13 protein-coding genes are annotated in these 21595 nt (G+C 39.2%); 5 read left to right on the top strand and 8 right to left on the bottom strand.

Translation table 11 applies throughout. The annotated features are described in order from the left end of the window. Positions 1 to 175: 175 nt before the first annotated feature. Positions 176 to 1846, top strand: a complete 1671-nt coding sequence (gene asnB / locus JF50_RS14380; RefSeq protein WP_039610104.1) for an asparagine synthase B — start codon at positions 176 to 178, stop codon at positions 1844 to 1846. 144 nt (positions 1847 to 1990) lie between these two features. Next, positions 1991 to 2464 (top strand): peroxiredoxin, encoded by a 474-nt coding sequence (locus JF50_RS14385; RefSeq protein ID WP_039610105.1) that lies wholly within the window; start codon positions 1991 to 1993, stop codon positions 2462 to 2464. A 173-nt stretch (positions 2465 to 2637) separates the two neighbouring features. On the opposite strand, the gene JF50_RS14390 is transcribed toward JF50_RS14385, so the two are convergent. Then, complete coding sequence (locus JF50_RS14390; RefSeq protein WP_039610106.1) at positions 2638 to 3612, bottom strand: DUF1852 domain-containing protein; 975 nt, start codon at positions 3610 to 3612, stop codon at positions 2638 to 2640. Between the two features lie 408 nt (positions 3613 to 4020). Between JF50_RS14390 and JF50_RS14395 the strand changes: the two genes are divergently transcribed. Further along, a complete protein-coding gene (locus tag JF50_RS14395) occupies positions 4021 to 4833 on the top strand; it encodes a sulfite exporter TauE/SafE family protein (RefSeq protein ID WP_039610107.1) in 813 nt (270 codons plus the stop codon). A 267-nt stretch (positions 4834 to 5100) separates the two neighbouring features. Next, complete coding sequence (locus JF50_RS14400; protein WP_039610108.1) at positions 5101 to 5307, top strand: hypothetical protein; 207 nt, start codon at positions 5101 to 5103, stop codon at positions 5305 to 5307. 55 nt (positions 5308 to 5362) lie between these two features. Here the strand turns inward: JF50_RS14400 and JF50_RS14405 are convergent, their stop codons facing one another. From JF50_RS14405 to JF50_RS14435, 7 genes are all read right to left on the bottom strand, one after another. Next, positions 5363 to 6322, bottom strand: coding sequence for an ABC transporter substrate-binding protein (locus JF50_RS14405; protein WP_039610109.1), 960 nt, complete (start codon positions 6320 to 6322; stop codon positions 5363 to 5365). 267 nt (positions 6323 to 6589) lie between these two features. Continuing rightward, the gene (locus JF50_RS14410) at positions 6590 to 7807 is read right to left on the bottom strand and encodes a hypothetical protein (RefSeq protein ID WP_039610110.1); all 1218 of its coding nucleotides are present in this window, start codon (positions 7805 to 7807) and stop codon (positions 6590 to 6592) included. 229 nt (positions 7808 to 8036) lie between these two features. Continuing rightward, the gene (amt, locus tag JF50_RS14415; RefSeq protein WP_200890412.1) at positions 8037 to 9941 is read right to left on the bottom strand and encodes an ammonium transporter; all 1905 of its coding nucleotides are present in this window, start codon (positions 9939 to 9941) and stop codon (positions 8037 to 8039) included. Positions 9942 to 10845: 904 nt separating this feature from the next. After that, positions 10846 to 14418, bottom strand: a complete 3573-nt coding sequence (locus JF50_RS14420; RefSeq protein WP_039610111.1) for an FG-GAP repeat domain-containing protein — start codon at positions 14416 to 14418, stop codon at positions 10846 to 10848. A gap of 367 nt (positions 14419 to 14785) precedes the next feature. Next, positions 14786 to 16795: a methyl-accepting chemotaxis protein gene (locus JF50_RS14425; protein WP_039610112.1), complete on the bottom strand. Its 2010-nt coding sequence runs from the start codon at positions 16793 to 16795 to the stop codon at positions 14786 to 14788. A 296-nt stretch (positions 16796 to 17091) separates the two neighbouring features. Continuing rightward, positions 17092 to 18375: a hypothetical protein gene (locus tag JF50_RS14430; RefSeq protein WP_039610113.1), complete on the bottom strand. Its 1284-nt coding sequence runs from the start codon at positions 18373 to 18375 to the stop codon at positions 17092 to 17094. Continuing rightward, a complete protein-coding gene (locus JF50_RS14435) occupies positions 18372 to 19124 on the bottom strand; it encodes a winged helix-turn-helix domain-containing protein (protein WP_039610114.1) in 753 nt (250 codons plus the stop codon). The genes JF50_RS14430 and JF50_RS14435 overlap by 4 nt, the downstream gene beginning before the upstream one ends. Before the next feature lie 145 nt (positions 19125 to 19269). Between JF50_RS14435 and JF50_RS14440 the strand changes: the two genes are divergently transcribed. After that, positions 19270 to 21573: a CocE/NonD family hydrolase gene (locus tag JF50_RS14440; RefSeq protein WP_052262311.1), complete on the top strand. Its 2304-nt coding sequence runs from the start codon at positions 19270 to 19272 to the stop codon at positions 21571 to 21573. Positions 21574 to 21595 lie beyond the last annotated feature (22 nt).

The following is a 21595-nucleotide window of genomic DNA, read 5'->3' on the forward strand; positions in this document are numbered from 1 at the left end:
GCACCAAAATCCTCCTCTATTTTCTTCTCTTATGTTTAAAATTTTCTGTGTGACTTAGCCAAAGTTTTCTGTTAGTTATAGTTTAAGCTTTATAAAAAATAACAATATATATCGCAGTGATAAGCCACCAAGTCAGTGTATAACAACTGGGTGTCGTAACAGGAATGAGGGTACTATGTGTTCAATATTTGGTGTATTAGAAATTCAAGGCTCGGCTGATAAGTTAAGAGCACAAGCAATAGAAATGTCTAAAAAACTTAGACATCGCGGACCTGACTGGTCAGGAGTATATTCAAGCGAAAAGGCTATTTTAGTGCACGAGCGCCTTGCTATCGTCGGTGTCGCCAGTGGTGCTCAACCACTCTTTAACCCCGAGAAAACACATGTACTTGCGGTAAACGGAGAAATTTACAACCACAAAACATTAGCAGAACAGTTGGAAGTACCATTCGAATTTCAAACAAAGTCTGACTGTGAAGTTATTCTGGCACTGTATAAACAAAAAGGACCAGAGTTTTTAGATGATTTGAACGGTATTTTTGCTTTTTGTTTATATGACGAAGAGCAAGATGCTTACCTTATTGGTCGAGATCATATTGGGATAATCCCACTGTATACTGGCCGAGACCAACACGGTAATTTTTATGTTGCCAGTGAAATGAAAGCACTGACGCCAATTTGTACTCAAATAGAAGAATTCCCTCCTGGCCATTACTTATATTCAAAAGAAGGGACTTATCACAAATATTACCAACGCGATTGGGAAAACTATGATGCCGTCAAAGAAAACCCAGCCAGTGCGCTCGATGTTAAAAATGGCTTAGAAGCAGCCGTTAAAAGACAATTGATGTGCGACGTGCCCTATGGTGTGTTGCTCTCAGGTGGTCTAGATTCATCAGTGATTTCTGCAATTACACAGCAATACGCCGCCAAACGAATAGAAGACAATGACGCCAGTGATGCATGGTGGCCCAAATTACACTCTTTCTCTATTGGCCTTGAAGGGTCGCCAGATTTAGCCGCTGCACAAAAAGTCGCAGACCAAATTGGAACCGTCCACCACCCTATTCACTTTACAGTGCAACAAGGTTTAGATGCGCTTAAAGAAGTTGTATATCACTTAGAAACATACGACGTGACGACGATTCGTGCATCCACGCCCATGTATTTGATGGCAAGATATATTAAAGCCATGGGGATCAAAATGGTGTTATCTGGTGAGGGAGCCGATGAGCTATTTGGTGGCTATTTATACTTCCACAAAGCCCCAAACAGTAAAGAGTTCCACGAAGAGCTTAATCGTAAAGTGTCAAAGTTACACATGTTTGATTGCCTGCGCGCGAACAAATCTATGGCAGCATGGGGGGTTGAAGCAAGGGTGCCATTCTTGGATAAAGAGTTTGTAGATATCGCCATGCGTACTAACCCAGAATATAAAATGTGTAAAGATGGCCGAATTGAAAAACATGTGATCCGTGAAGGCTTTGACGGTTATATCCCAGATGACGTGCTTTGGCGTCAAAAAGAGCAATTCTCAGATGGCGTGGGCTATTCTTGGATTGACTCTTTGCGTGATTACGCAGAGGCACAAGTGTCTGATCAAGATATAGCTAATGCGCATTATCGTTTCCCAATTAATACACCGGATAGTAAAGAAGCGTACTTCTATAGAACTATTTTTGAAGAGCATTTCCCGGGTGATGCCGCAGCTAAATGCGTCCCTCATGGCAAATCTGTTGCGTGCTCTACGCCTGAAGCACTTGCTTGGGATGCAAGCTTTGAGAACAATGCGGATCCGTCGGGCCGTGCTGCAAACGTGCACAACGACGCCTATAAGCAAAAGTAGCAGCCCCGATTCCATTTGCCAACTATTCAAGCAGCCTATCAAATAAATTGTTAGCCTGCTTGAATAACCCTTCACATTATCGGTTTTTATCTTTGCTTTTACATACTACACTTGCAAATATCTTAATCTAAAAGAGAAAAAACAATGATTGAACAAGGACAACGCATTCCTGAGTCGGTGCTAACAGAACTTACCTCTGATGGTATGCAAAACCATACGTCAGACACACTTTTTGCAGATAAGAAGGTGGTTGTATTTGCTGTTCCTGGTGCTTTCACACCAACCTGCTCTGCTGCGCATTTGCCGGGTTTTGTCGCACTTGCTGACAAAATTAAAGCAAAAGGCGTTGATAGCATTATTTGTGTATCTGTAAACGATGCATTTGTTATGAAGGCGTGGGGCGAAGCACACAATGCGGAAGCGTTGTTAATGTTGGGCGATGGTAATGCAAGCTTTACCAAAGCATTAGGCCTTGAAATGGATACTGAGACTTTTGGTGGCGTGCGCTCACAACGCTATGCAATGATTGTCGATAACGGTGTTGTAACCCAACTAAATGTTGAAGCACCTAAAACATTTGAAGTCAGTAAAGCTGAAGTTATTTTAGAAGCGCTTTAATCACTGATATTGTCAAACGAAAGAGCCATTCTTTCGTTTGACTTATTTTTATTAGGTAAATCCTTCTTGAGCGACTTATTAACGTTTCAATCTTGTCTACTGTTCCAGTAATTTCTCCAAACATGACTTCGATGCCACGAGTACGCTCACCCTTTAAAGTACAAAACTTGTTTTTAAGCGTAATGAGCTGACCACTGGTCAAGGATCGTTTGATACGGCTTAATAAAGTTTTCTTCAGCAAATTTACCCTGTTCAATTGCCAGACGACTGCGCTCTTCACGGTCATAAACAATTTGTGTCAGTGAATGGTCCAAGTTTTTCAAATTTGGCTTATACACAGCACCTGCGACTGCATTGGCATTATAAATTTCTGGGCGATATATTCTTTGGAATGTGCCCATCGTGCTAATTGTGCTGATAAGCTCCAAATTTGAATAGTCATTCAATAAGTCACCACAGAAATAGAACGCAAATGGAGCAACACTATTTGGCGGCATGAAATAGCGAACTTGTAATCCCATTTTCTTGAAATACTGCTCAGTCAATGAAGACTCATTGGGTAAGTACTCGAAACCTAGCACCGGATGTTGATTTTCAGTTCTGTGATAAATTTTATTATCAGAAACACTTAAGCAAATCACTGGTGGCTTTTTGAAGTTTTGCTTATACGCCTCAGAAGTGACGAAATACTGAAACAGCTTTCCGTGCAAATCACCGAAATCTTCAGGAATACTGAACTGTGGCTTATCTTTATTGTATGCACGCAGTCTTACGCTGAAATCGTAATCTCGAACATAAGAGGAGAAGTTATTACCTACAATACCTTCTATACGCTCGCCGGTCTTGTTGTCTAGGATATATGTTTTTAACACCTCGATAGAAGGGAAGCTTTCACCACCTCCATCAATATCAATATCTACTGAGATAATCTCAAGCTCTACTGAATAACGGTCGCCTTGTGCGTTATCCCAATGAGCCAACGCATTAAAGTTATTATCAATCATTGTTAATGCGTTACGCAGGTTAGCTTGTCGTCTTTCACCCCGCGCTAAATTTGCGAAGTTAGTCGTAATACGCGTGCTAGTTGCCGGGTGGTAATTTTCGTCTAATCGAAGGCTTTTAATTGTAAATGTGAAATCTTTGCTCATGGTACTATTACATCCAAAATTAGTTAGGTAACCCTAAGTTTATATCTCGCTCTATCGGGCTTTTTAATCCAGGCTGTGACTCATCCTCCTTAAATTTTGCCCTATGGCGAACTTAAGATTTGGATTTTTGGACATTTAGACGTCTAGAGCTTCTTGATAAATTATTTATACTCTTAAAGCTAAATAACTAAAAATGTTATTAATTCAAATCGAACATGAGGAAAATTAATAAACCATAAAAATCAATATCTTTCCGCTATATAAACGCATCATTTAAATGCATTCTAAAAGTCACATACTGAGTTGATCGACATCAAAATACATATTGTTACCTTCGAAATTACGAGATGCTAACCACATTTCAATGCTGTAGTATTGCAACCTCAAATATAAGAAGAGATAAATTGAATGAGTGAATCGCTATTATTGGTCCTATACTGCGCATTGCTTGGCAGTGGTGTTGGTTTCCTTGCTGGCTTGCTTGGTATAGGGGGCGGATTGGTGATAGTACCAATTTTGAGTATTATTTTACTTCATTTTGAAATACTGCCACCAAACCAAGTCGTTATAGCGGCCATAGCAACCTCACTTGCGTCGATATTGTTTACATCGACTTCCTCAGCACTTGCGCATCATAAAAATGGAAATGTGCCATGGGAATTGGCACCTTGGATCATGACTGGTGTCGCATTTGGTGCATTACTCAGTGGATTTTTAGCCTCCCTATTACCAGAAGAAATGGTAAAATGGGTATTTGCTTCATGTGTAGCGCTCATTGCCCTTAAAATGCTCTATAGCAGTAACAAACACGAAGAAAACGAAGAACGAGCAATGCCAAATAAGGGCATTTTAACCACTTTAACAACCATCACAGGTGGTTTATCTGCCATGATTGGTATTGGCGGTGGCGCTTTGTTAGTCCCTCTTCTCACATATTTCTCTGTAAATATGAAAAAAGCGATTGGCTGTTCATCAGCTTGTGGAATTGTTATCGCTCTATTTGGTTCAATAGGTTATATAAGCTCAGGTGTTAATCACTTTGATTTAAAAGATGGGTTTGCAGGATTTGTTTATCTTCCTGCGCTCTTCGGCATAGTTTGCACGTCTTGGTTCACTGCTCCTCTGGGCGCAAAAGCAACAAATTATTTGCCTGTATCGACAGTGAAGAAAATCTTCGCTGGCCTATTGGTTGTCATGGCTGGAAACATGGCTCTGAGTTAGGCTCTTTTATCTATGCCCAACAACCCCAGTTTGTATTTGGGGTTGCTTACCTATAGTTATCTCTTTCGCGTTAATCGTTGTTAATTCCCAAAGTTTGAATTTATCCTAATCTTTTTGCTCTAAATTGACTAAAGCCTGCAAACATTAAGATGAACATATAAAAATTTAAATAAATCCACCATTCAATTAAACAAACTATTTACAAAAACAAAAAAATAAACAAAAATACTCAACAGATGTGATAACAAGTTCGAAATAGCGATAATAATGATCAAGCCCATATTTTTGGCACTATTTACGTTGATAGTGTCTATAACGTCACTGTTAGCAGATGCGCGTTCATCTACTTATGTACTCTGTTACAAGCAAAGCAAGGTCGCATGGAGTGAAGAGTACTATAACCCGCGCTCAGTGCAATCGGCGTACTATCGTTGTGTAAACGAAGGCGGTGCACCACAACTGGTTATTTACTAAAATCTAACCGGTTATGATGTTGGGTATTGCTTTGTAGGCATGTTAAAAACCTCGTCTACATGCTTACTAAACACGATGGCTCTATCCATTTGTTCACCTCATTTTGATATCTAATCAACCAACGTTTGGCTGCTTTTCTTTCTTTGTGACCATCAAACACCACAAACGATGAGGCATCAGCTATCATATCTGCTGTAAAATCAACTTTCTTAATTAAGTCATAGACACACGGGTTTGCCCTCTCTAAACCAGGCCAGCCAGCTTTTCTCAACCACCCTCTTTTTGGATTGCCGCAATCATTAATCAGAGCGGAATTTATTCCCCAACTTGCGTCTGTTTCACATTCAATTGAATACAGAGGAAATTCAACAAAACGACCCGGAATATGCAAATCTGTCCAGTTGGGTGTCCAATTGATTAGTACAATTGGCTCTTTATTTTGCCAAGCAATCTCAAGTTTACGCCATAGCTGTTCTTCATTTTTTAGCCTATCAATTGTAAAGTTCATCTTTAACGATCTGATCAAATCTGCATCTTGATAATCCCAATCAATAGTATAAAACACGCCTTTTTCAGGATTCGCCTCCTTGGCAAACAATAGTGCGCACTGGTCTAGTGCTTTCCAATCTGGTAAGCCCGGGCATACTTGCTCAACATATTCTGGGTACCACCACTCTTCACGCACAACCACTTGGTGAATACCTAAGTCTGCTATCAAGTTATTTGCAACCATACGATTAAATTGGCCAGCCATTGACTGTTGCCAAATCTCTATTTGAAAATGAACTAAGCCCTTTTGCATTGCGCCCCATTGATCACTTGCTGGCATATCGTGGTAGGTCACTGTGTTGCCATATTGCTCGACAATATCGCCAATGGCATATGATAAAACCCGTTGACTCATCCAGTTATTTAATGGAATTGCGATTTCAGATAACTTTTCTGATGCACTCAACTTCGAAAATGGCAAACATAACGTGAGAAAAAAGAGGTAAATTGTCAAAGTGTGTCGCATAAATGCATTACCGAAAGCAATAGGAGATGTTTTAGTTAATTTGCGTATCAAAGGCCGCACAATAAAGTATAGTTGAGGTTTAAGAGCTTACTAACTTTCAACCTTGACATAACTTTGCGTAGCCTGCTCAATTAAAAGTGGAATAAAACAGCGCGTCTCTTAAAATCGGATTATTTTAGGTAAAACAATGAATTGAAGATATTTGGGAAAACAAGACAAATACAAAACCGCACTGCCAAAAGCTATGGCAGTGCATTAACCATTATCTTACCAAATATAAGTTCCTTGGATTGGATAGCTTCCAGGCATGTCGATTTCACGAGAAATACTCAAAGTCTCTAAATCAATTTCTATGATACGGCCATCATCACTTGCTGCAGTATAGAAATATCGGTCATTTTTTGGGTCGAAAGAAGACGTATGTGACTGCGTCTTTCTACTATTTGATGATGCAGGCGGACTGACTTCGATATTCGCCAGTTTTGTATGACTGTTTAAATCTATTACTGTCATAAATGTATCTGAGTGATTGGTAGAAACAGCCAACATACGTCCTGGGATCATCGTTGTATGACCATTCCCAGTCCCAGTATCGATAACAGACACAATTTCCATTGATACTTTATTGATAACATATGTTTTACCTTCATTTGATCCAAGATAAATATGAACGCCATCAGGATGGAAAGATGCATGATGCGCTCCCATATCCTTGACATCGACTTTGGTCGTTGGCATTAACTTTATCTGCCGCTGGTATATTTTTCTATCTGACAGTTCAAATGCCATGATCCCAGGCGCGATCCCCTGCTTTGGCGCTCCTTCTAGTACAGCATAAAATACATTTTTCTGGGCGCCTGTAGAGTTAGGTGCAGCTAAAATATGATGTACCGATGTGGGAGTAGGTAACGTATATTTATGGGAAATAGAGTACTCTCCCTGTCCTGTTTTCACCTCATATAGCTCTAGTGTTCGCCTAGCCCTATCTAAAATTAAAAACTGACTATCTGTTAACCAAAATGGATGCCCAGTTGCTAAGCTACCGCCAAAATCTGAAGGCACTAAAACGCGCTCATTTCCTACGGTTGCGATGACTTCATTGGTCGTTGTATCTATGATACTTGTCACCGCTTTTTTAGTGCCAGACACCGCAGCTAGTCTTTTATTTTTATTATATGTGACTGAGCGAGGAAAGTGAGTTAATGGTATTACCCCACCAATTTCTAACGACTTACTCGCGAGTATATCTAGAGATTGCGTATTCCTTGTAGTCACGTACACTTGCTCTAAACCCGCTTTATCGATTGGATAAGGGCTATCACCAATCGTATTTAAAACCTCTTTCAGCTTCATAGTCTGAGGCTGAAATGTGACGACCTGATTATTCTCTTTATCAGCGTAAAAGCCAGTACTATGGCTGTGCGCAATAGCAGACTGAATGTTAAATGTTGACAATATAGAAATCAGTAAGACCGTTTTTCTCATTTTTTTTCCTTTCTTTTTTGATTTTAACAATGAGAGAAGAACGAACAGATTTAAAAGTCAGGGTAAGTATCTAAATCCCATAGATTTAAACCTGACAACATTCTTCCTTGTTCTAATGATTATTGCAGAATCGCATTGAACAGGTTATACCCTTTATAGGTTCAATGATAGAAGAGAACACAGATTATGAGTAAATATCAACTTGTTATCTAAGTGCTGGAAATCAAGGTTATGTATTCTCCACGCTACCGAGCTTGACTTGATTACGACCGTTACTTTTTGCTCTGAACAAAGCCATATCCGCATCGTCAAATAACTGCTGAGCATTAATTTCATCGTGATGCGACCAGCAGGCAACTCCAATACTCACAGTGACCAAATCATCTTCTGCGGCTTTATGTGGGATCGCGAGATCACAAACAGCAGCACGTATTCTTTCAGCTATATTCATAGCCGACTTTTCACTCGTATTTGGCAGTATTATCGCAAACTCTTCTCCACCAATACGGGCTAACAATGCATTTTTGACTGTGAGTTTGCTAGAAAGAGCCTGACATACATTTTGCAGGCAATAATCCCCTAACTGATGTCCATAATGATCGTTGTATTGTTTAAAGTTATCAATGTCGATCACCAGTAGGCTAAAGCTAGATTTATGTTTTTTACTGTTCTCAAAAGTTTCACTTAATTTTTTATCATATACACGTCTATTTGCGATGCCTGTCAATGGATCCAAGCTCGCTAAACGGAGTAACTCATCTTCTCTGGCTTTAAAGTGCTTACTTGTATGATCAAGTAAATAGTTATAAGTCATACACAAAGAAGCGTTGTTTGAACCATGCTCCACATTCAAGTGTTGAGGTGTATGTTCACTGCTCGAGATATTGTCAAATTGCTCCATCAACTCAATCAGCTCATCTTTCATACCATGCTCACCAAAATTCAATCCAATTGTTTCTGTTTGAGCTGACACACGCAATGGGTGTACCTTGTTGACTAACCACAAAAAGCTCAACCCAATCCCACATACCCAAAATGCACATGCCGCAACCCCAGTTAATTGAACGAGTAACTGCTCTGAATGAGATTCCAGTTTGAGCTTTTCTAGAGGGACAAACAACGCCACTGAAATAGTGCCCCAAACACCCCCTCCTAAATGCACAGGTACAGCACTGACAACATCATCGATTTTACACTTTTCTAATAGGTCACCGAGCAAAACACTGATACACCCAGAAATGGCTCCAATCACAATTGCAGCAGGTAAACTTACTAAATCCGCACTTGCAGAGATTGCTACCAGCCCTGCAAGCAAGCCATTTAACACATAACGGATGCCTTGCATAGAATGCAGGTTCCATGACAGCAATAATGCGCTCACTCCACCGGCACATGCTGATAAGGCCGTGTTCGAAAATACCCTCGCGAGCTCAGAGTTAGGCGTGTGAACACTGCCACCATTAAAACCAAACCAACCTATAAAAAGTAAAAAAGTGCCTAGTGCTGACAGGGGCAAATTTTGGCAATACATTTCTTTTGATCGCCCTTCATGGGTAAATTTTCCAAGCCTTGGGCCGACCTTGATCAATGCGATTAACGCAATCCATCCCCCTACAGAGTGAACCACTGTAGCACCTGCAAAATCAATAAACCCAATGTCAAATAACCACCCTACCTGCGCCTGTTCAAAATGTTTACCATTCCAAATCCAATGACCAACAACAGGAAATAAAACGGTTGCTGTAAGAAAAGAACAAATGATGTAACCCGAGAAGCGCATTCGTTCAGCAACAGCACCTGATAAAATAGTCGCGGCTGTACCACAAAACATCATCTGGAATAAAAAATGCGCAAGTACAGTGGGATTGTCATAACTATTCAATGCAAAACCATCTGTACCAAACACACCACTTTGGCTTGCACCATACATCAAACCATAACCTACAAGCCAAAAACAGACTCCGCTGATGCAAAAATCAGCCACGTTTTTAAGGGCAACATTAATGTTATTTTTGCTGCGTACCAAACCACTTTCAAAACAAGTAAAGCCAGGTTGCATTAGTAACACCAGCGCGGTGCACAGCAGTGTCCATGTGATGGAAATTGTTTGTGAGTCTATTTCAATATTTGCCAAAGATGCCCCATGCGATCAGATGGTTCATATATGCAGCTTAGACAAGCTCTTTCTAATTCTCCAGATGAATAACGTTGTATTCTTTCAGCTATCTTGAACGTGCAAGTTTATTCAAAAACAGATACAAACTTGCGTTCCAAAAAACCCTTCCATTTAGATTACATAAATTAGTTAAGCCGAGACTGCAAATATTTGGTATAAGATTAGTTTGTGATGATAAAAATAATACCATGTGATTTTAATAGATATCTTTAAATTTTAAAAAAGACTAATTTATAAAAAATAAAATATGACTTATAAAAACGCAGAAAAAGAGATGCCAAATAATATATACACCGATTATTAGCAACTCTAAAGCATTTAATCAAACGGTGATGCCGTTATAAATACCATAATAGACATCAAGCTAGCTTAGGTTATGCGACCATTCTCATCAACCAATACAATACTACCGGCCACCACGACCACCGCTGATTTTTTCCAATACTTCTTTTGATTTTAAGTTTGCTTTTGTAGACTTAAACCCGACTTTTAGTTTTGTGTTTAGTAACATAATTACTCATCCTTAAATTAATGTAATTTAACATATGACCGAGAAAATAGGTCAAAAACACCTTACCACCTTTAGGTTTGATTAACATATCATTAAAAGCTATCAAAAATAATAAAATCGAATTTTAAAAGACCAAAGATGATAGATTTTTATCTAGCACAAAAACAAATAGTATTGGATTATAAATTAATCAATAAACTCTGTTTTTTTACAAATTAATTCTTTAAATTAAAGCCTAATTTCAGATAAAAAAAGCCCTAGCAATGTTTGCTAGGGCTTATCAATTTAGATTTGCATGCTGATTTACTAGAGATTCTGTAGGTATACTCTCATAGAATGCAACACTACAGACTAGTGTACTTGATACATCGCAGATGAAGTTGAGAGAAGCAAGTTCAGCTTACCTTTTTCATCTAATCGAACCTTTAATGCATCTTTTGAAGGACGACCAAGTAAATCAGGGCTGCGACTTACTTTATTACCATTAGAGTCAGTAAACAGTACGTTAGAATGTAAATTGTCACTCCATCTATCACCACTTTGTGTCGCGAAAATCAGCTGTTGATAAGTCATACTAGTTGGTGAAACAGCAAAATCAGCAACATACTCGTTAAGTGATTTTTTGTGTACCTGTTCGAGCTTATCACCATTCACTTCGTAAATAATGAGCGATGTGTTACTGGTTGCATAATGATCGTTTTCATCATATAAACACGCAATTTCTAACTCTGCATCGCTGTCATAATTAAAGTACTCTACCTGTGTACACCTTTTATTAAGGTTACTTTTTTCAGAAAAAGTACCTTCTGTGAAGGTAAGTAAGGTTAGCTCATCAGACGCAACGACCATATTAACCGCATCATTTACAGAAACACTAAAATCATTTATCTGAGTTGAAGTTGTAAAATTGGATAACAAAGATTGGTTATTAACATCAACGACTTTAACATAGTTTTGAGTGCTATAAATCGCATCAGTAATGTTATCACCATTAATATCAGCAGCATTCACACCAACCAGAGTGTCATTAGAGTCAATTGGCAACGAATAAGAAATATCATATGTGCCAAGGTCCATGACGCCTAAAGCAGTGCTATAAGTTTCCGTGTTAGGAGCCAACAACTCAGAAATTCCGTCGTTGTTAAAGTCCGCAGTAATTACTGCACTGTCGTCATTCCAATTAGTTGAAATTTCGTCTGATGGTGTAAATTGACCATTTAACGCCATTTGAACTATTCGCCCACCATCGTAGCCAGAATTGCTGTTAGGAACAAAAAATACGGCTTTTTCTGTATTTCCACTCTTCTTTGCCCAGCCTGCTGATACAAAATAGTCTAGCTGAGGTGCAATTTTATCGTGCCTTACCTGTATAGTATCTCCGTCTATGTCTGCTGTTAGTAACATATCAGCACCCGTGTGAGAAGTACCAGATCCCCATATTACCTCTGGTTTGCCGTCGTTATCACTATCGCCCACCTGTAGGGACACAGCACCATGATCTACAAGGTCAGCTTGCCATACTTCAGAAAATTCATTTTCACTAGTAAAGTTATAAGCAGTTACATTGCCCCATTGACAATCTCCGACAATGAGTTCGTCGCTTACATCATTATCTAAATTTACGGCTGCTAAAGAACACTTGCCGTAAAAATCAGACAAGTTTGCGATTTGCGCTTTATCAACTGCCGAATAAACAGTTACACCGTCTTTGTTACCAACAATTTCATCAATTCCATCGCCATTAATGTCAGCAGTAATAAAACTGTTGTTACCGAATGAGTCGCTGCTTAACCATTCATTCACCCAAGTTGCGGTATCGTATACTAGACCTGAGTTTAAAATAACCTCAAGGTTTTCATCTGCATCAACATTACCAAAGCGGACTGTTGTGGCGCTATCTAAAGCAGTTTCAAATAGTGATTCATCTGGTTTGTTTAAAGAATATACAGCAAGCGTTTTTGTTGAATAATGACTGTCATCTTTTTGAAGCATAACAGCCAATTCAGGCACACCGTCATTGTCTATGTCTTCAAACGCACCAGATATCGCCTCTTTATCAAATGTTAAGAGTGCACGGGCATGTGAGTCTAAATCATCAATAACACTTAGACCACTCTCTGTAAGAACATAAATTTCTTTTTCAGCGTCGTCATCTGTATTGGCTGCAAAAACTTGCTTAACATTACCTTCTGTTGGCAACACATAAGGATATAACCATTTTTGCTCAGGCGTCTCATTGTTATAAGTGATTAACATCACCCGATTAAAGTTATCTGTCGTGAGTATTTCATTCTTGCTGTCACCGTCGAAGTCATCAATTATGAAATTGTTTTGCATTTTTGGTACTTCAATACCTGAGCGTGCTATCGGTAGAGATTTCTGAGAGTTAACAGTGACTGCAAAACTCGTCTCACTCGCGTTTACTTCATCACCATTAGCAAAAGTAAAATAATATTCTTGAGATGAAAACAGCGTTTCAGATGGCGTAGTCCAAGTTATCTGACCATTTTCGTCCACTGTGGCACCATCTGGTAACGCAATTAGCGTATCTGATTGAGTGCCTAACTTATTGTCAGGATCAACAACTTTCGCAGTAAACACAACGCGTTGCCCAGGTGAAATCGTGTCAGGAAGGCCCGTTACTTCAATGTAATTAGGCGCGTCCTCTAACATAATTGATGTACGATAACCAAGAACTGAATTTGCCCCATCAGACACCCTCATAGCGACTTCTAATACATCGCCATAAACGGCAATACCTGCAGGTAGCGTATTTGTGTACTCTCCCTCAACTAATTCATCATTCACATACCATTCGAAGCTAACAACTAAGTCTTCTATCGCTGTATCTTCATCCGAGTAATCACCAACTTCAACGGTGATAGGCGTGGTTGTGTCTACATTATAACCGTAAAAGTTAGGATAACCGACCCAAGGTGGTAATGACATGATATCAAGCGGCACTGGATTAATGTTTTTGAAATCACCAGATATAAACCCGTGAATATTCGTGATATAGGTACCTAAATCATTCACATTATCTAAGTCAGAGTCTTGATAATAGATAGGTAAATCTTCAGAAAATGAAATCGTTGTGCTTGAGCTGTTACCAGTAAATTTAATTTCACCACCACTATAGCTTGGCGCATAACCGGTTAAGTCTTTTGCATTTATCGTCAAAGAACCAGAATCGTTAAACATGATGGTGCCAGACACATTAAGATTGTCATCCCGGTTGTAATCTGAACGCCCACTAATGCTCATATTAGACACAATTTGATCACCATTATGATCCTCAAGCAAAACGTTTTGGCTAACGCTAATAGAACCGTCCTGCACGTTAAGGTCGCTTTGAGCCGCTTTTAAACTACCCGTTAACTTTTCTGATTTCCCTTGAGAAAACACTGTAAGATCATCAAAATAAATACCGAGTTCATTAGTATCGACAGAGATTTTAACCGTCATACTACCTGAGATAGTCGTATCGTAATAATTAGCGCAATTAGTAAATTTTGCAGAGATTACGCCACTACCAGACTCACTAGCAGAACCAGAATAATTTACTGTACCACCATTTCCACAGCGCTCAGTGCCGCTTATAGTGCCATCACTTTTTACATGATTTTCAATACTGGGAAAGTCGAAGTCTGTAAATCCACCAGCAGAATCATCGAGCATGTAAACAAACGCTTTTTGTACTAGTTCAGGCGTTACCTCTGCTTTACTTTTCTGTCCAGTATATCGGCTTTGAATTAGAGTATTCGCAGCTGATTCCAATTCAGAAAAGGTTTTATCTTTTGAGTTACTCAAAGTGTTAGATGCTGCGGTTTCAGTTGACTCGCTTTTGCCTCCAGAGCCGCCTCCACAGCCTGCAAGTACTAATGATAAAGCGATTGCTATAGACGAGTGTTTAAATTTATTCATACTTCTAAAGTCCCTTTTAGGCCTTCTTGTTAATTTTCAAGGCGATTGTACCCAAAAAGAGAATAATTTTCAAAATATATGAGTAAATGACGAAATAACAGCCAGACTTAGGTTTAAATCCACTCTATTGTAAATATTAATAAAATTATATTTAAGAAATATCATTAGTTTGTGGGTAGTTATAGACAGTGTTGCATCAATTTGCGAAGCTGTAATATTTTTGAAAGGTTGAGCAAATATTAAATAATAATGTTTAAACTATATTCTTAACACACTGAGCGTATTACATATAAAAATGAGACACTGCCTAAAGCGCAGTGTCAAGTAAAGATACATCCTTGAAAACTATTTCAATCAATGCAATATGTTAGTTGAGCCTAAACTCTTCTAACAACCTAACTAACTCTGCTGATTGCTCCTTAAGCTTATTCGCAGCAACTTCTGCATTTTGAGTATCTGATAAAGACCGCTTGCTTGAGTCATCTACTTTTACTATTTCTTTTGACATATCAGCAGCGACTGTGGCTTGCTCTTCTGTATCATTGGCAATAGATTGGATCATACCCGCAATTTCTTGCGCACCGCCGACAATTTCATTTAAAGAACCGCCCGCTTGCTGAGCAAGATCTACACTGTTGTTAACTTGCTCAACACTCACATTCATCGCATTCACGGCTATTTGCGTTTTATCTTGGATAGCTTGAACTGTAGAGGATACTTCTCCAGTGGCTTTTGTCGTTCTTTCTGCCAATGTTCTTACCTCATCAGCAACTACCGCAAAGCCTCGACCTTGCTCACCGGCTCTTGCTGCTTCAATCGCCGCATTCAATGCGAGTAGATTGGTTTGCTCAGCGATACTCCCGATCACGCCAATCACATCGCCAATTTGCGCACTTAAATCCCCTAAACTAGTGATAGTACTGGCCGTTTTTTGTACTTCGCTCGCTGCATTCGTAATTTCTTCTACAGTCTGTCTTACAACGCCTCCGCCTTGATCGGCCAAATCTCGGGCACTTTCCGCATGATCTGCAGCATCTTTTGCTCGTTGTGCCACTTCTGCCACTGTGGCACTCATTCGCTCAATTTCAGATGCAATAATGGTTGACTGCTCTGAGCTGCTTTGACTTAAACTCGCTATTCTCTGATTAATCTCCGCGATATCTTCACCGGATAACTCTACGTTGCTGGCCACCTGATCAACGTTTCGAATTAGGTTGCTCAGTGACTCTACCATTTCATTTGATGCATTCGCTAATCCATCAATTTCATCTTTTCCATCATGTTCAAGTGGTTGTAGAGATAAATTACCTCGAGCTGTTTCACTCGCTACGTTAAGCACTTTGGTAATTCTTGAAGAGATTGAGTTGCTCAATATAAACGCAACAACTCCACTACCAACAGCCGCAACGACTGTCAATACCACAATAATAGTGAGCATTGATTGCATATCTTCATCCAACTGAATCAACGCATTTTCCGCGTCAGCTTTTTCTTCGTTTGTCGATTTATCTAAAATGGCTTCCATTTTTTCAAATAAGAGCACCTCAAGTTCATGTACAACCTTGATAGACTTTGATTTTGCACTGGGATCAAAACGCTTAAAGACCTCATGAGCACCTTCGTACAATTCATCGTGAAGTTGCTTAATTTTATTCAAATTAGTCACTTCAACTGGTTTTCTTTCTAGGGGTCTTAATAATTCAAGATACTTTATAAATCGCTTGGAGCCTTCCTCAAACGCTTCTTTCTCATCCAGTTCACCAGTCATGAATTCAGTGAGTGATGCAAGCATATCGCCTTTTTCATCGACCATTTCTAGGTATAGTCGAACGCCTGGCAGGTCATCTGAAACAGCTTCTACGATATCAGTCGTTTTTAATGCATCAGCAAACTCTTCTTCTTTTAGACGGTCAAGCAACGATTCAAGTTCAGCACCCACCGAGTTTTCAAGCGTATCGACAAATTTAAACGCCCATCTTTCTGTGACTGGGTCATATACATCGAATACTTCCCTTTGCGCCCTTGACTTAAATTCATTAACAATGCGCTCAATTTCAGCCATCTTAGCTCTGTCAGATTCAGTCGCAGACTCAAGCGGTCTTAGACTTTTAAACACATCCATGAACTCGTCATAATTTTCATAAAATTCCGCTTTTTTACTCTCATTACCCACCACGTAATCAAGTAACTCTACATGCATATCGCCAATTTCATCCATCAATTGTAAATAATAAATTGCTGCGGGCACGTCGTCACTGTGTACCTCTTCAGTTACACGAGATAACGAGGTGACTTGAAACCAAGTTACAGCACTGGAAATGACCATTAGCATGACAATAATGCCAAAAGAGAGGTAAAGTTTTTTATCTAGTTTCATAGGGCGCAACTTTATGTGAATTTTCTAGAAAGATAGCTCTACAGAAAAACAGCGCAAAAGACGGTCTGGTTTAGTCCCTATGATTATGAAAAACCGGATAATTCAAGTAGAAGCGTCCATGTCTGAATGACCATCTCGCCAATTCAAGTGTGAGAAATCAGTCAGTCGAGATACATAAAAGTTAGTCTAAAAACAAAATGTTTCAAGATTCTCAACTTTGAACCTTCGTTTAGAAAAACAAGTAACTTAAACAAACATTGCCAACAAACCTGTTAGGGGCATGGCTTAGCTATCTTTTAGTTCATCGGTGATGCAGTGTAAATATCAGAATTGACGTAATGCACAGAGTTATATAACAGTTTGTCGTTATGCCAGTCAAAATCGCTGCTGTCTGAAGTAATCAATAATTTTTGTCTATCTTTTAGCTCATCATATTGATATAGCTGGTACCTTCGGGATTTGACTTGCTGCCAAAGCCAACGGCTTCCCCGTTTTTGCAGATTAAACCGGCTTTGTACAACCATTGGGATCGCGTTTATTTTTTCTGAGGTGACTGGCGTATGATCTAGGCCTGTGAAATATTCACCATGGATATCTTGCCAAATGATATCATCCACAACTTCTGAAAATGATACAAACTGCCAGTTGGGGTCTTCACTAGTGAGTTTATCGCTAAGAATATCATAAGAGTGTACTCGCCATTTATCACTCTCTTTTAAACTGAACGCAATCGTATTATCGTCTTTCACTGACAATCCAGCAATTTCAGTTTGAGGAATTTTTAATTGTTTGATGTGACCACTATCGACTGAGATTTGAAAAATCATATTATGAGTTAAGACAAAAATAAACCTGCCATTGAAAGCCCACTTTAAATCAACTATCTGATGTTGCTTATCAAATTTTGTAAGTAATGTTCTGCGCTCGGTATTAAAGTCATACAGCCATACTTGTTCACGACCCGTCGCCAAACTTATATAAGCAACCGAATGATTATGATATGAAAACCTAGCAAGTCGCTCATCAACAGAAGTGGCTGCTAAAGTACTTTGAGACGCCGTTTTCATCGAATAATACGTAATATTCCGATCCCGTGAGCCTGTACTAAACAAGTACCCCACACCATTAGGGTGACGACTCAGTCCAAACAAGGCGTGACTATTAGAATAAACCACAGCCCTGTCACCGCCATTTAAATCCAAACTCACTATCTCATTTGTGGGATAACCACCTAGTAAAATAATCCGCTCTCCAGAGTGGTCCCACACAGCACCACCATCACTGTTAAATAAGTGATAAAATGTATGATTTTCGATATCTATGACGTACAAACCAGTCAAGAACTGGCTATCTGTAGCACTAATTAACAACTTATTTTCTGTTGGGTGCAAATCTAATTGGCTGTAGCCACCAAGCCCTACAAGTGGTTGTGCTAAGCGTGTTTTGACACCCGTTGATAGCTGCAAGCTAAATAAATAAAACGGCCCACCTGGGTAAGCAGCTTCATTAAAAATCAGTAAATCATTGCTGTGTGTAAAAATAATTTTCCCATAGCTGCCAGTACGGCAGTTATGTATCAACTTTGCTTCGCCAACACTCCATCATTAAAGCTTCTCAAATAATACTGACAACTATTCGCTTTGGTGGTCAGATAGACAAATGCTTTACCATCTTTACGCCATGAAGCCGGCCCCTCCCAAGTGTCAATACCATGATCAATGATTTCAACCTCTTCAGTAAGGAGTGTTTTTAGTTTGAGACTTATGCTTCCATCATGCACTTCAGTAAACAATAGGTATTGACCATCAGGAGACAAATGTGGGTTGAGCTCCAAACCTGGTTCACGCGTCAATGCGCTCACATCGCTGAGCCGATCTTGATTGGGTATGCCATCGCTTGAAAGTAGAAAATAGAAAATAGATAACAGGCCTATAACCAAAGCGCTCATCAAAACTTTATGCGTTTTGTGAAGCAATATATTGTTTGTATGCTGAGGAGGGTTAACGGGCCTCTCATCATCCACAGCCCTAACAGCCGCGATAAACTGATACCCTTTTTTTGGGTAGGTCACAATAAACGTAGGTTTTCTTGGGTCATCTTGCAGCGCTTTTCTTAACTTGGTGATCACACGATTGACGGCATTATCTGTGACTATGCGCCCTTGCCACACCTGATCAATTAATTCGTCTCTTGATACCAACATATGCGGATTCAAACAAAAAAATCGTAAGACCTCTGAAACCATAGGCTCAAGCTGGGTCTTTGCACCATCAGAAATCAAAGATAGGGTTTTATCACAAAACGTAATCTCACCAATTTGCCAACGCATCACATCTCTTTATTATTATTAAGTGATTGTATTATATACTTAATATTTTTTAGTCACTAAAAGTCATCAAAAGTTTCCTGACCATCACTACTTTACAGCCGACCAAAAATAAGCTGATTTCGATTATTAATATAGGAAATCAGCAATGTGCATTTTATCTAAATTAACTGCGAAAGTAATTGCTTTTTCAGCAGTTTTATTATCGATGAGCTTATTTGTGCCATTAAAAGCAAAAGAAAATAAACAGTTTTTATTCCCTTCAAACCTAAAAGTGCTTTTAGCGACTGACAATATAACCATGACTCAGATTGCAGACTCTGAGTTGTTTTTTGAATCTGTATTACCATTAGTTAATCAGTTGCCAAAAGAATTGATATCTAAACAGCCAGCTGACGTTAAAATAGGTTTAAGCTTGTTGCAGCAAAATAAAACATATTTAGACGCGACACTTGGTAAACAAGGTACATCGTCACAATTCATTCAATATCAGCAATTTTATCAAGCAAACAGCACATTGACACTCAAGCAGATAATAACGCAAGAATTAGAAACACTAAGCTACGCAGCTTTGTACGATTATGAAAACACCTTAAACACACGTTATAAGCAACAGCGTAAACAGCTCGCAAACGTCATCAATAATATAAAGCGATTAAACACACTCAGTGGGCAACAGTTGAGTTTACTCGCGTCAAGTGCAATGAACCTAAAAGCCCTCAAAAGCGTCTATGTCATAGCGCACCCAGTTATTCAAAAAAAATGGCAAAGAAAGTACATTATTGAACCTGCAAGGCTTATCTCAACAACACAAGGTATAGAGCATACAGCCACCATAGTGAGACCAAAAAACAGCAGTGAAACTTATCCAACAGCTTTTCAATTTACAATTTATGCTGATGAAAGCCGACATATTCAAACCGCGAAATACGCTGTATTACAAGGCTATGTAGGTATCATCGTAAACTCTCGAGGAAAGAGGCTCAGTAACAATAAAATCGAGCCTTGGATAAATGAAGGCAAAGATGCCCATAAGATCATTGATTGGATCAGTACACAAAGTTGGAGCAATGGTGAAGTAGTGATGTATGGAGGAAGCTATAATGGTTACACTCAATGGGCAGCTGCAAAGTACAAACACCCTGCTTTAAAAGCAATAGCGCCCTACGCTGCAGCCCACCCAGCTCTTGGGTTGCCCATGGAAAACAACATCTTCTTAACGGCCAACTATCAATGGGGGTTTCATGTTACGAACAATAAAACGATGGACAATAGTGAATATGCAGACCGTGCACATTGGGACAATGTAAACAAAACTTTATTCTCAAGCGGCAGAGCATTTAAGGATATAGACAAAATTGAAGGACGCCCAAATCCATTGTTTCAAAAATTTTTAAGCCACCCTAGCTTCGATGATTACTACAAAGCCATGGTGCCATATGGGCAGGACTTTGCTGATATTACTATTCCCGTACTCTCTATAACAGGTTATTTTGATGGTGGCCAAATATCCTCTATTTACTATATGCAAGAGCACTATAAATATAACCCAAAAGCAAATCACACCTTATTGATAGGCCCTTATGACCATTGGACAGCTCAAAAAACTCCTCTCAGTCATGTGACTAATTATCGACTTGACCGCGTAGCCGCTAAAAAAGACACTGAAAAAATAGTGTTCGAATGGTTTAATCATATTTTAAAAAACGCGCCATCTCCTGAACTTGTGAAAAACAAAGTAAATTACCAACTCATGGGCAATAACAGCTGGCACCATGTAGATAGCTTCGCTCAACTTAACCAGCAAGGAATTAATTTTTATTTAGGCACTCCTTCAACATCGACATACCAGGCATTAGTGACAACAAAGCCAAGACAATTAGGCAAACACACGCAACAGGTTAACCTGTCTGATCGCAGTATTCAGCATAACATTGATCACATGAATGTTATCCTGCCTAGCCTCCCAGACGACACTGGTATTGTGTTTACCACGGATGTATTCAAACAAGATATGCAGTACGCAGGGACACCCACTGGGCATATTTCTATCTCTATTAATAAGCGTGATGTCGACATTGGCTTTAATATTTATCAGATCCAACCTGATGGCGAAACATTTCATTTAGCGCATTATCGTAGCCGAGCCAGTTATGCGAAGAATAGCGCAAAGCGTCAACTATTAACCCCTGGCCAAAAAACAAAGCTACCACTTGTTAATACACGGATGAGTGCAAGAAAACTGGCCAAAGGTAGTAAAATCGCGTTGGTATTAGATGTAAATAAAAATGAGCACGCTCAAGTTAATATGGGAACAGGTCAAGACGTTAGCCTTGAAACCATTGAAGATGGAAAAGAACCGTTGATTTTAAACTGGTATACAGATAGTAAAATTCATCTTCCGATCACACCGATGTACAATCAAGCCATAACAATGTCAATCAAACAATAACGCGCAGATATCATAGGCATAA

The sequence above is a fragment of the Pseudoalteromonas luteoviolacea genome (genome assembly GCF_000814765.1).
In the GTDB taxonomy this organism is placed as follows: Bacteria; Pseudomonadota; Gammaproteobacteria; order Enterobacterales; family Alteromonadaceae; genus Pseudoalteromonas; species Pseudoalteromonas luteoviolacea_H.

Coding starts and splice junctions, on each gene's coding strand:
- asnB (WP_039610104.1), top strand. CDS start 176: ATGTGTTCAATATTTGGTGTATTAGAAATTCAAGGCTCGGCTGATAAG.
- JF50_RS14385 (WP_039610105.1), top strand. CDS start 1,991: ATGATTGAACAAGGACAACGCATTCCTGAGTCGGTGCTAACAGAACTT.
- JF50_RS14390 (WP_039610106.1), bottom strand. CDS start 3,612: ATGAGCAAAGATTTCACATTTACAATTAAAAGCCTTCGATTAGACGAA.
- JF50_RS14395 (WP_039610107.1), top strand. CDS start 4,021: ATGAGTGAATCGCTATTATTGGTCCTATACTGCGCATTGCTTGGCAGT.
- JF50_RS14400 (WP_039610108.1), top strand. CDS start 5,101: ATGATCAAGCCCATATTTTTGGCACTATTTACGTTGATAGTGTCTATA.
- JF50_RS14405 (WP_039610109.1), bottom strand. CDS start 6,322: ATGCGACACACTTTGACAATTTACCTCTTTTTTCTCACGTTATGTTTG.
- JF50_RS14410 (WP_039610110.1), bottom strand. CDS start 7,807: ATGAGAAAAACGGTCTTACTGATTTCTATATTGTCAACATTTAACATT.
- JF50_RS14420 (WP_039610111.1), bottom strand. CDS start 14,418: ATGAATAAATTTAAACACTCGTCTATAGCAATCGCTTTATCATTAGTA.
- JF50_RS14425 (WP_039610112.1), bottom strand. CDS start 16,795: ATGAAACTAGATAAAAAACTTTACCTCTCTTTTGGCATTATTGTCATG.
- JF50_RS14435 (WP_039610114.1), bottom strand. CDS start 19,124: ATGCGTTGGCAAATTGGTGAGATTACGTTTTGTGATAAAACCCTATCT.
- JF50_RS14440 (WP_052262311.1), top strand. CDS start 19,270: ATGTGCATTTTATCTAAATTAACTGCGAAAGTAATTGCTTTTTCAGCA.